The sequence below is a fragment of the Chitinophaga ginsengisoli genome (assembly GCF_003014595.1).
Taxonomy (GTDB): domain Bacteria; phylum Bacteroidota; class Bacteroidia; order Chitinophagales; family Chitinophagaceae; genus Chitinophaga; species Chitinophaga ginsengisoli.
On record NZ_PYGK01000016.1, the window covers coordinates 1 to 12095 of the forward strand.

A 12095-nucleotide genomic window follows, 5' to 3' on the forward strand; every position below is an offset into this window, starting at 1 on the left:
ATGATAATGAGGTGAAGGGAGAGGGGAACCAGCAGGATTATGGGATGCGGGTGTATGATCCAAGGTTAGGGAAGTTTTTGAGTGTGGATCCGTTGACAAAATCATATCCGGAGTTGACGCCTTATCAGTTCGCGAGTAATAATCCTATATTCAACATTGATTTGGATGGTGCGGAAGGTACAGGAGGCGCCGCTAAGGTCATTGAAACAGGTGGAAAAACTGCACTCAGAGTTGCAGCTAAAAACGGAGTAATTCAAGGGGCAAAGATTGTTTCAATGCAAGCGGTGGAAAAGGCAGTTGAAAGCCCTGGATTTTGGAAAAGTTTAGGTTTCGGGTTAGGAAGAATTGGTAGTGCCGTTGGAGGGGCGATAATATGGACGTTTACTCCAGTTCCTAATGGTCCTGGTGCGAATCCAGAAGCTAGTACTTGGTGGCAGGAATATCGAAGGCTTCAAGATATGCCTAATACTGCTCCCGTAAGTGGAAAAAGCTTTATGGAGGAGGATGAGAGTGATTATATAACGCTTCATAGAGGAGTGAGTGCAGATGCGAAATATCCGGTAATGTTTGCTTTAGCAGAAATGGGTATAGCTGTTCCTATGTCGCTTATTTCTCCGATTTATAGAGGTGGGGGTTTGGACAATATGATTCCAGGGCATACAGTTCCAGAAGATCATTCAATGAGCGATAATTATTCTATCTGGACCTCTTGGACAAGTAGTGAAAGTACTGCCGCAACTTTTGCCAGGGGAACGATGGGTACATCAAATGGAGTGATTCTAACTAAGACTTTTAAGAGAAGCTTATTGACTGTTTCGTCTACAGCACATGAATATGGAGAGAGTGAATATTTGGTCCCAGGTATTGTTACGGGAGCAAAAATAGATAAGATTAAGGGGGATCCAACAACAACAACTGCCACTACTACTACTACTACTAATAATAATAATTCTAACAATGAATCCAGCAGAATCAAGAAGTGAGAGTTTAATAATCGGTTTATTAGGGTTAATTATTGAGGAGTTGAAAGGGGATAAAAAAATCCTTGAAGCTTTCAAAACATCTTTAAAATATAAGGTAATTGAGATCGACAGAGATAGAGCTTACAATGTTTATAAAATTAGGCGTGATTTAAGAGCCAGAAGCATAACGCATCTTAGAGAATTTGATTCTGTATTAGAAGCGTTATCTCATCATGAGGATGAAAAGGTACTTATTCATTCGTTCCATATGGAAGAAGGTCTTCTTTTATTTTTTTCCACAGTTGATTGCAAGAAACTGTTTGGTTATATTTCTTATAAGGATGGGGATGAAGGATTTGTTTAGTAAATAATTGATTTTTAGTTGTTATAGATTTAGTTGTTTTGTAATTTGTTGTATTGATTATCGTGAATGATAAGATAAATGAAAAATCCCCGGTTCAGATTGACCGGGGATTTTTATTTAAGTATAGCTTGCAGTTTAGATTTAGTGAGGAAAGTGTCCAGTAGCGAATAGAAACATTCTTTCTCCTTGTCAGTTAACTTTATCAACTAATAACCCACTTTTCCCTATCTTTGCCTCAACCACTTCAAAACTATGAACAGAAAGAGTTGCCTCCCCCCTCCGGGACTTTAATATTTCTTCCATAAAAAATAATCACCGATGGTATTCCCCTCGGCAGTCTGTTTATTCTTCCAATTTCAATTAACTATTAATATTAACTTGCTTGTCCTGCGAAGACAGGTAGCCGATTCTTTATGAAAAAATCATATTTATTATTACACCTGGCGGTAGTGCTTGCTGGGTTCACCGGCGTATTTGGTAAGCTCATTTCTCTCAACGAAGGGCTTTTAGTCTGGTATAGGGTATTCTTCTCTTTTATCTGGCTGTTCTTCATCTTAAAGCTGATGAAGGTAAGCACTGCTATCCCGGTCCGTGAAAAGTTCGACATTGCAAAGATTGGTATGCTGATCACCATTCACTGGGTGTTCTTTTATGGCAGTATTAAGTATTCCAACATTTCCATTGGAGTTGTTTGCTACAGCCTGACCAGTTTCTTTACAGCGATCTTTGAGCCACTGTTGAATAAAAAGAAATTCGTTCTTTCGGAGCTTTTATTAAGCCTTCTTACTTTATTGGGCATTGCCCTCATCTTCCATTTTGACGCATCTTATCAGTTGGGTATTATGCTGGGCGTAATTTCTTCGGCCTTTGCCGCATTGTATACAATTTATAACGAACGCCTGGTGAGAAATTATGATAGTAAGTTGATTAACTACTATCAAATGCTTGGGGGGACGATCGGCCTGGGGATTTTATTGCCTTTATATCTTCACTATTTTCCGGTAGAAAGTCTTATTCCCGGTTTAAAAGATACGGTGTATCTTTTACTGCTATCGTTAATCTGTACGGTGGCGCTGTATGTAATGTTTGCAGAGTCCTTAAAAAGGATACCTGCCTTCACAGTAAACCTCAGTTTCAACCTGGAGCCGATCTACGCAATCATCATGGCCTTCCTGTTTTTTGCAGAGGGGAAGCAGGTGAATGCGTCTTTTTATGTCGGACTGTTGTTCGTGGGCGCTTCAGTTGTCCTGCAAACGGTGATCTCTGTGAGAAATAAGCGTAAAATGGCTTAACCCTTCGCAGGGTATATATAAAGACAGCATAGATCACCCGGTCTATGCTGTCTTTGCTTAAAGAGAAAATTACTTCCCCAGAAATTCACTTACCTCCTGTACAAACTGGTCTGGATATTGGAAGAATGCCGCATGGCCGGCGTCCGGATAAAGTACCAGGCGATCGTTAGGAATGTGCTGTGACATATTGATAGCGTTGACCGCAGGAACAGGCATATCCTTCTGGCCCTGTATGTGCAGGACTGGTTGTGTAATAGCTTCCAGTTCTTTCAATGCATCCGGATACGGCTGCGCCCAGGCCAGCACAGCTGTCAGCTGTGCAGCACCGCTTTCATCGCTTACAGGTGCATCACGATTAACCGTACGTTTGAGCCTTCTTTCATAAGATAGCTTGCCTGCACTCTTACTCTCAGCAGATGCGGTAAACCCGAAATAAAGGAAGGCATCCAGTGGACTCAGATTAGCGGCTGAAGCCAGGATATTCGGCAGATTTGAGAGACCTTCACTGCCCTTAGGCCCTGTTCCGGTAAGCACGATCTTATTCAGCAACCCTGGTTCGGTGAGCGCGACCTGCTGGGTGATAAATCCTCCCATAGAAAATCCCATCAGATTGACCTTATTGTATCCCAGCGCTTTTATAAACGTTACAGCGCCTTTTGCCATATCTGCAATGGTAGCTGGTGTTTTGCCGGTAGAAGATCCTACACCCTGGTTGTCAAATATGACCACTTTGTATTTTTGCGCCAGCCCATTGGTGATAGCCGGGTCCCAGTCATCCATTGTGCTGCCTAAAGGAGACAGCATCACCAGTGGAATGCCTTCCTTGTCACCCAATACCCGGTAAGCATATTTCGTGTCACCTGCTGTAACGAACTGCGTAGTGGCTGTCTGGTGGTAATCAATAGTGGTTTCCGGTCCGTTACCTGGTGTATCATCTTTCTTACAGGATACAATGCTCAGTGCCAGTGCGGCGAATAAAATAAGATGTTTCATAGCAATACTTGTTTTGTAGTTTCCGGTTTAAGTTTTAAATCTGTCAGTGATTGACGGGAGCAAAACTATATACTCAGCTTCCGGAGGGCAATAAACAAGTACCTTAAGTGGACCGATTCTGTCGCGAACAGGTCATATGTAACCTCGAACGGGAAACGCTATACATTACATGAGAAAGGCTTACTCATATTAGCAATGCAGCGGCACTGTTAAATTTATTAGTACATTAATTTGGTGGACTAATAATTACTTTCTATTTTTGGATCGACAAATAGCGTACTTCCCTGTAATATATTGCCAAATGACACAGAAGGGATCAACCAAATATCAAACAATGAATAGCCGCAACAGTACGACTGATTGCTGCTGTTGTTGTTGCTGAAGTACAACAAAACGCTAATCCTGGCCATATTTTCGCCCGAACTTCCACCCAACACTCAGATCAGTGATTATATTCCTGCATAGGGGGAGTGACGTATTTATAAACTAAAAAAACATGCTGTCGAACAATGTTATGTATGATAAATAATCGGGGTGCACCTTGTTGTATGCCTGTAATTGTATAAAAAAGTTGGCCGATACTGCGGGAACAGTACCGGCCTGACTAAACAAATCTCTGGATGTACTACTCTGCGAATGATCGCGGGGCGGTATCGTATTGTCTAATCACTAATCGCAAATTTAATGAAAAAAGTTCTCTTGCTTATTTCCTGGTTGTCAGGAATAGCACCTGTAACGTTATATGCTCAATCTTCCTCCGATCCTGTAATTAATTCTACGCTCACCGGTACTGTAGTTGACAGTAAAACATCCAGCCCCGTTATTGGGGCGCTGGTCAGAATTAAAGGTACTACCAACCAGGTATTAACTGATGCGAAAGGAAATTTCCAGTTCAAAACAGGCCAGAAACTGCCATACATTATTGAAGCCGTTTTCATAGGGTACAAAAAACAGGAGATCCGTGCGGACGGCTCTCCATTGAAGATTGTTCTGCAGGAGAATGAAAGTCAGCTGAACGAAATCGTGGTGGTGGGCTATGGTACACAACGAAAAAGTGATATTACCGGTTCCGTTGCCAGTGTTTCTAAAGTATTGCTGGCGCAGCCTGCTGCAGCATTTGATAATCTCTTACAAGGTAGTGTGCCAGGTGTAGCGGTAACACAGAGCTCCGGACAGCCGGGAAGCACGGCTACTATACGTGTACGCGGCGGAAACTCCATCAGCTTTGGGAATGCGCCCTTATACGTGATAGACGGATTTATCATCTATAATAACAACGATTACGCAAATACAGGCGCCTCCAACGGTACAGGAGTAAACGCGCTATCAACTATCAACCCAAGCGATATCGCTTCCATAGAGGTGCTGAAAGATGCTTCTGCCACCGCCATCTACGGTTCCCGTGGGGCCAATGGTGTGATCATTATCACCACTAAAAGAGGTCGCCGGGGACATGACGAAGTGAGCTACAATACATATGTTGGTACCCAGCAGGTAAGAAAAAAACTAGATCTGCTGAATGCGAGGCAATGGGGAGAACTGGTAAATGATATCAATGTAAGCACAGGAAGCCCTAAAACATACGGCGATGCAGATCTTGCTGCACTGGGTGAAGGTTCTGACTGGCAAGGCGCTGCTCTCCGGAAAAAAGCGCTACAGAACCATGAATTGTCTATTTCAGGAGGCGATGAGAAGTCCAGGTACCTTATTTCCGCCAATTACTTCGACCAGGGCGGTATTATTATTAATACCGGATTTAAGCGTTATTCCGGCCGCGTGAACTATGAACGTACAGTAACGGACAGACTAAAGATCGCTACCAATATTTTCGGTAGTCAGTCGATAGAAGATAAGTTATTCGGCAACAACTATAATAGCCTTAATTTCCAGAGCACAGCCTTTGCCAACCTGCTCCAGGTGTCGCCGGTGGCGAAGATCAGGAATGAGGATGGCAGCTATAATACGAGCAGTCCTTATTCCGCTAATCCTACCAACCCAATACAGGATTTTCAGTCGACGATTAATAAAACCTACCTGAGAAGGATATTGGCCAATACTTCACTGGAATATAAACTGCTTAAAGAGCTCACCCTGAAAGTGACGGGTGGTGCAGACCTCATCAATACAAAGCAGAACTATTATTCGCCCAGCTATGCCGGCTCACCGGGAGGTAGCGCTACTGGTTATGCCACGGGAGGATATGCATCTGTGGGTAATCTGAATGCTACCACGTGGATCAATGAGAACACGCTGACCTACGATCATGCCTTTGGAGAAGCGCATTTTCTGAATGTTCTGGCAGGTTATACCATGCAGCATCAGAAGGATGAATCTGCTGTGGCCAGTGCACAGAAGTTTCCCAATGATCTGACTTCCTTCAATAACCTGAACTATGCCAGTACAGCGGTATTGTCTGTTTCCGACGGACATGAGTCTTCTCTGAATTCCTACCTGGCCAGGGTGAATTATTCTTATGAACATAAATACAATTTTACGTTGTCATTACGTGCGGATGGATCTTCCAGGCTGGGGAAAAATAATCGCTGGGGCTATTTCCCCTCTGTTGGTTTTTCCTGGAATGCAGGAAAGGAGACTTTTGCTGAGCGGTGGAATAGTACTGTCAGTGACCTGAAACTCAGATTGTCGGCCGGTAGAACGGGTAATTCTGAAGTACCGCCATATAGCTCACTTGCTGCATTGGCACCATCAAACTACTATTTCAACGGGGCATTGGTAACGGGTATTGCGCCAGTGCAGATCGCCAACCCGGATCTGAAGTGGGAAACGACCACACAGTATAATGCCGGTGTCGACTTCGGCTTGATTAGCAAACGGGTGAATGTGTCACTTGACGCCTACTACAAGAAGACGACAGACCTGCTGCTGAATGTACCATTCCCGCTGTATACAGGTTACTCCAGCGTGTTGCAGAATGTGGGCAGTGTACTGAATAAAGGACTGGAACTGAGCATCACTTCAGACAACATTAAAGGAAAGGATTTTAACTGGAAATCGACCCTGGTGCTGGCCGCCAACAGGAATAAGATCCTGAGCCTGGGTGATGGTACGGACTATTATTTCCCACTGGCGCCTACAGGATACGTTTCACCTGTGATCGTAAAAGTAGGATCGCCGGTAGGTACCTTCTGGGGATATAATACCAACGGACTGATCACAAAAGAAGATGTTCAGAAAGGTATTCCTGTATTGACAGGGGTGTCGCAACAGGTAGGAGATACGAAGTATGTTGATACTAATGGAGATGGGGTGATCACGACCGCCGATAAGCATAGTCTGGGCAATGCGCAGCCTAAACTGACCTTTGGGTTTACCAATACCCTGAACTATAAGGCCTTCGATCTGTCCTTTGTTTTCCAGGGCAGTTACGGTAATAAGATATTCAACTTCCTTCAGCAGAAACTGGAAATACCTACACTGTCGCTGAATGCTTCTGCTGTATTGCTCGATAGGTACAGTGACACTAATCCCAACGGCAAGGTAGCCCGGGCAACCAACGCACCGGTAGCACAGGTGACGGACCGCTATGTAGAAAACGGCTCTTTTGTAAAGCTGAAGAATCTATCACTGGGCTATAGTCTCCCGGTAGGAGTACTGGAGAGGATCCATGCAAAGCAGTTGCGGATCTATGTAACGGCGCAGAATATCCTGACATGGACAAAGTATTCCGGTCTGGACCCCGAAGTGAACTTTTACGATAACGACAACACGAAACAGGGGATCGACTACGGTGCTTATCCGAGCTCAAAAAGTTTCCTCGCCGGCTTAAGTGTTACTTTCTGATACATCTCGCTTTTAATATTTAATACAATGACAAGATTATATTCGATACTATTGATTGCCGGAGTGCTTGTAACGTCCTGCAATAAATTAGATGAATCGCCTTCCTCTCTTATCACCGCTTCACAATTTTACAAAACACAGGCAGACGCCGTTGCGGGAGTATCTGCAGTGTATAGTGCATTGAATACAGATGCCGCAGGAGACTTTCCTATGTATGGCAGGAACCTGAACCTGTTAACAGGGAATGCCAGCGACGACCAGGTGTTTAGTCCGTCGAATACCAACACAGACGTCCGGGCATTAGGTACTGCCACTTATGTGGCCGCCAATGACAGGGTGAAGAAGAACTGGCAGCAGCATTATTTCGCTATCAGCCGGGCGAACATTGCGATCGATAATATCCCGGCTGTAAATTTTGATACTGCTACCAGGGCACGTCTTGTAAGAGAAGCTAAGTTCCTGCGGGGATTGCTGTATTTCAATATCGTGCGTTTCTGGGGCGGCGCGCCGCTGATCCTGCATGATCCCTCATCTATTGATGTAAATGCACAAAAGGTAAAACGGGCGCCAAAAGACAGTGTGTATGCACAGGTCATTGCAGATCTGACGGATGCCACACTATTACCCAAAACATATACAGGTGGAAATATCGGGCGTGCTACCAGCGGTGCTGCCCACGCACTGCTGGCGAAGGTATATGTAACGCGCAGAGAATGGAACAAAGCCCTGGCACAGATCAATGAAGTGATCAATGGTGGATATGGATATGCCCTGTTTGATAAATTCCTGGATGTTTTTCAGCAGGCAACAAAGAATGGGAAGGAGCATATATTCTCCGTACAGTTCGGGACGAATCTCGGCGCCAAGAACAGTACCCAGTCACTGAGCAGTGGTAATTTCTCTTCTTTTAACACTGCTGTTTATCCGGGAGATATTCCGGCCGACAGCACATTATTCCAGCTATTTGCCGCAACAGATACCCGCAGGGACGTTACATTCCTGACCCGCATCTACAATGCAGCGACAGGGAACTATGTCACCTTCAGTCCTGCCCGTTTTGCCAAGTTCATAGACTATTCGCTGACACCACTGACCAACCAGGCGCAGAGTGGTATTAACTTTCCCGTGATCAGGTATGCGGACATACTGTTACTGAAAGCAGAGGTACTGAATGAGCTCAATAGCGGTCCCACTGCAGATGCCTATGCCGCTATCAACGCCGTGAGGAGTCGTGCTGGTGTTGCAGAGCTGACGACAGGATTAAACCAGGCAGATTTCCGGGATTCCGTCTTCCTGGAAAGAAGAAAGGAGTTTATACAGGAGGGAATGCGCTGGTTTGATCTCTCAAGAAGAGGAGGCAGTTATCTCTATGATGCGTTGAAGAAGCTGCCGGCAAAAACAGGTGCAGCAGTAAAAGATACCCTGTTCCCTATTCCTCAGTCAGAGATTGATATTAATGGAGAGCTGACAAATAATCCAGGCTGGTAATCACATCATCATAAAACTTAATTACACAACATGAAATTTCTTGTTCTAAGTGCATTTACATTAATGACAGGCTTCGCGTTACGGGCGCAGCAACCTTACCAGGGTACAGTAGGCCGTACGCTGGCAGAATCGAAAGAGTGGTGGCCTGCATCCGTGAAACCTCCGGCAGGTTCTCCTAACGTTATATGGATATTGCTGGATGATGTGGGCTTTGGTGCCACCAGTACTTTCGGTGGTGTGATCAGCACACCTACATTTGACAGCCTGGCTAACAATGGCCTGCGCTACACTAACTTTCATACTGCTGCCATCTGCGCGCCTACGAGAGCTGCATTGATGACAGGACGGAATCATCATGCCGTACATATGGGCGGATTTGCGCATTACTTTTCCTCTGCCGGTTTCCCCGGATATGATGGTCGTATACCTTCCAGCTCAGGAACTATTGCTGAGATCCTGAAAGAGAACGGATACAACACCTTTGCAGTAGGTAAATACGGGCTCACACCGGATGAAGATACTTCTGATGCAGGTCCTTTCAACCGCTGGCCTTCCGGTAAAGGCTTTGAGCATTTCTTCGGTTTCCTGGGCTCTGCTACTGACCAGTACAAACCGGCACTGGTGGAAGATAATGTGAACATCAAACCTGATGGCAGACACCTCAGTGAGCAGATCACAGATAAGGCGATCAGCTACATAGCCCGGCAGAAAGCTGCCGCACCTGATAAGCCATTCTTCCTGTATTACGCGCCGGCAGCCACACATGCTCCCCACCAGGTGGCTACAGAATGGAGCGACCGATATAAGGGGCAGTTTGATGATGGCTGGGATGCATTCAGGGAAAAAGTTTTCGCCAATCAGAAGAAGCAGGGCATCATTCCTGCCAATGCGAAGTTGCCGGAAAGAAACCCGTATATACAGGCCTGGAATGAGTTAAAACCAGACCAGAAAAAGCTGTACGCACGCTTTATGGAAGTCTATGCCGGTTACCTCACTTATACCGATTACCAGGTAAGCCGTGTGATCAATTACCTGAGATCCATTCAGCAGCTGGATAATACGCTGATCTTCGTCGTAATTGGCGACAATGGGGCCAGTAAAGAAGGCACGCTGGAAGGTGTAGTAACAAATGGACATTCCCCCAGAAGAAATAAAACCTTGCCACGCGATTCTGCCCGTTTATTCAATGAGGAACATATCGCCCTGATAGGTACGCCGGAATCTGACGCCAACTATCCTTTAGGATGGGCGCAAGCGGCCAACACACCGTTTAAATACTGGAAACAGGATGCCAATTCAGAAGGAGGGACCCGTAATCCGCTGATCGTATATTATCCGAAAGGGATCAAAGCCAAAGGTGAAATTCGCACACAGTACGGGTATGTAACAGACCTGCTGCCAACAACACTGGAGTTTCTGCATATTCCTTTCCCTCAACAGATCAGGGGTATTCAACAGGATAGTCTGCACGGTACGTCTTTGGTGTATTCCTTTACCGATGCCAACGCACCTTCCCGGCATACGGAACAATACTATTACATCTTTGGCTCAAGGGCTATTTATAAAAACGGATGGAAAGCAGGTGCCGCACATCACCCCAATTATGAAGATCTGAATGGTTTTTCAGATGCAGGTAATGCTCCTGCAAAAGATTTTGATAAGGATGTTTGGGAGTTGTACAACCTGAATGAAGACTTCAATGAGCGGGTAAACCTGGCGGATAAATATCCGGAGAAACTGGCGGAGTTGAAACGCCTCTTCGAACAGGATGCGAAGAAGTACAATATCTATCCGTACATCGATTGGGATGATGTGTTCAGGGCGAGGCTGATCAACTCAAAAAAATTACTCACCGCTGCACCTAAATGATTACCCGTATGATAGTACAGGATATTTTACTACTGATCAGAAAGATCATTGTAGGCATCATCATTTTTTTGATACCATTATTTATTATTGCTGGCATCCTGTGGCTGATCCAGCATTGGCTCTTAACATGAAAATAATCATCATGAAAACAGATAAGATCACGCAACAGAAAATTATCAGGGATGCGCTGATAAGCATCGTGCTGTATGCATTGCCTGTATTGCTGATGCTGTTGTCGTTCAGGATAAGCGGTGAAAGACCATGGAAACAACATCCGCAGGCAGCTGTAAAAACAACGAGATAACATTTTACATACCAGCACCGGTTTAACCGGTGCTTAAAACTTTATCTAATGTTACATTATATAGAACTCATCTTCACCAACCTGAATGGGTGGGGCCTGCCAGTGATCATGCTGATCATCGGCATTGTAGAATTCTCCTTTGGGCTTTACGAGAACCATTGGACCAATAATGAGCGGATACTGGACATTGTATGTTTCGTAGTGCCCAGGATCGTCGTGCGCCCGCTTATTGCTTATCTGGGCGTACTGTTACTGCCCACGCTGCTCCCCAATGCAAAAAATATATTTGTCTGGGTACCTTTCTGGTGGGGATTTGCCATTATCGCCGTAGCGGACGATCTGACACAATACTGGTATCATCGGCTGCATCATCAGTTGCCCTGGTTATGGCGCTTCCACCGTACGCATCATTCTGCGCCTTATATGGGGATGGCAATGGCCAGCAGGCAGAATATCATTTATACCATCTTCTTTTCGCAGATCTACCTGACCACAACGCTGGTGTATCTTGGACTGGGGTACCCGGTCTTATTTGTGACAGGCATCAAGGCATTGATCACAACGGGGGCGCACTCCAGTATTAAGTGGGATAGACCTTTTTATACCATCCGCTGGCTGAAGCCTGTTGGTTGGGTGCTGGAAAGGGTGATCTCTACGCCGGCTACCCATCATGCACATCATGCCGACAGTAGTGATGATGGTATAGGAAATTATAAGGGGAATTTCGGGAATATGTTCTTTCTCTGGGATATCATATTCGGGACAGGGATCATTACCAGGCAGTATCCCAGCGGATACGGTATCAAACATTACAGACAGGAGGAATGGTATGCCCAGTTCCTCTGGCCTTTATTTAAATCCAGACGAAAGGGCAGTGAGCTATCGGCAGGAGGGCCAATGGTGGGAGATAGCGTAGCGGCTGTACCTGCTGCTGTTGCTGAAGTATAAAAGTATGAGGCGAAATAGGAGAGCGCTCCCGGATATTACCATCCGGGAGCGTTTAAAATAAAATAAAAATGCTA

Annotated in this window: 9 protein-coding genes; 8 read left to right on the forward strand and 1 reads right to left on the reverse strand. The window is 45.2% G+C overall.

Annotation, left to right across the window (positions count from 1 at the left end):
• The 3 genes from CLV42_RS27255 to CLV42_RS27265 form a co-directional block, all read left to right on the forward strand.
• Positions 1-983: RHS repeat-associated core domain-containing protein (locus CLV42_RS27255; RefSeq protein WP_317048017.1), on the forward strand; the 983-nt coding region annotated here is incomplete at its 5' end.
• On the forward strand, positions 958-1326 hold the full coding sequence (locus CLV42_RS27260; protein ID WP_106605110.1) for a hypothetical protein: 369 nt from the start codon (positions 958-960) through the stop codon (positions 1324-1326). The genes CLV42_RS27255 and CLV42_RS27260, both read left to right, overlap by 26 nt.
• Positions 1327-1739: 413 nt before the next feature.
• Entirely contained in the window at positions 1740-2618 is an 879-nt protein-coding gene (locus CLV42_RS27265) for a DMT family transporter (protein WP_106605111.1), read from the forward strand.
• A gap of 69 nt (positions 2619-2687) precedes the next feature.
• Here CLV42_RS27265 and CLV42_RS27270 read toward each other — a convergent pair whose 3' ends face one another.
• Positions 2688-3611, reverse strand: a complete 924-nt coding sequence (locus CLV42_RS27270; protein ID WP_106605112.1) for an alpha/beta fold hydrolase — start codon at positions 3609-3611, stop codon at positions 2688-2690.
• Positions 3612-4295: 684 nt separating this feature from the next.
• Between CLV42_RS27270 and CLV42_RS27275 the strand changes: the two genes are divergently transcribed.
• The 5 genes from CLV42_RS27275 (at position 4296) to CLV42_RS27290 (ending at position 12021) form a co-directional block, all read left to right on the forward strand.
• Positions 4296-7412, forward strand: a complete 3117-nt coding sequence (locus CLV42_RS27275; protein ID WP_106605113.1) for a SusC/RagA family TonB-linked outer membrane protein — start codon at positions 4296-4298, stop codon at positions 7410-7412.
• Between the two features lie 27 nt (positions 7413-7439).
• The gene (locus CLV42_RS27280) at positions 7440-8900 is read left to right on the forward strand and encodes a RagB/SusD family nutrient uptake outer membrane protein (protein WP_106605114.1); all 1461 of its coding nucleotides are present in this window, start codon (positions 7440-7442) and stop codon (positions 8898-8900) included.
• Positions 8901-8930: 30 nt separating this feature from the next.
• The gene (locus tag CLV42_RS27285; protein ID WP_106605115.1) at positions 8931-10769 is read left to right on the forward strand and encodes a sulfatase-like hydrolase/transferase; all 1839 of its coding nucleotides are present in this window, start codon (positions 8931-8933) and stop codon (positions 10767-10769) included.
• A gap of 142 nt (positions 10770-10911) precedes the next feature.
• Positions 10912-11073, forward strand: a complete 162-nt coding sequence (locus CLV42_RS34025; RefSeq protein ID WP_170117676.1) for a hypothetical protein — start codon at positions 10912-10914, stop codon at positions 11071-11073.
• A 48-nt stretch (positions 11074-11121) separates the two neighbouring features.
• Complete coding sequence (locus CLV42_RS27290; RefSeq protein ID WP_106605116.1) at positions 11122-12021, forward strand: sterol desaturase family protein; 900 nt, start codon at positions 11122-11124, stop codon at positions 12019-12021.
• The last annotated feature ends 74 nt before the right edge of the window (positions 12022-12095 follow it).

Excerpts from the sequence above, each read along its gene's own strand:
- CLV42_RS27275 (WP_106605113.1), top strand. The coding sequence starts at position 4,296 with ATGAAAAAAGTTCTCTTGCTTATTTCCTGGTTGTCAGGAATAGCACCT.
- CLV42_RS27280 (WP_106605114.1), top strand. The coding sequence starts at position 7,440 with ATGACAAGATTATATTCGATACTATTGATTGCCGGAGTGCTTGTAACG.
- CLV42_RS27290 (WP_106605116.1), top strand. The coding sequence starts at position 11,122 with ATGTTACATTATATAGAACTCATCTTCACCAACCTGAATGGGTGGGGC.
- CLV42_RS27270 (WP_106605112.1), bottom strand. The coding sequence starts at position 3,611 with ATGAAACATCTTATTTTATTCGCCGCACTGGCACTGAGCATTGTATCC.
- CLV42_RS27265 (WP_106605111.1), top strand. The coding sequence starts at position 1,740 with ATGAAAAAATCATATTTATTATTACACCTGGCGGTAGTGCTTGCTGGG.
- CLV42_RS27260 (WP_106605110.1), top strand. The coding sequence starts at position 958 with ATGAATCCAGCAGAATCAAGAAGTGAGAGTTTAATAATCGGTTTATTA.
- CLV42_RS27285 (WP_106605115.1), top strand. The coding sequence starts at position 8,931 with ATGAAATTTCTTGTTCTAAGTGCATTTACATTAATGACAGGCTTCGCG.
- CLV42_RS34025 (WP_170117676.1), top strand. The coding sequence starts at position 10,912 with ATGAAAACAGATAAGATCACGCAACAGAAAATTATCAGGGATGCGCTG.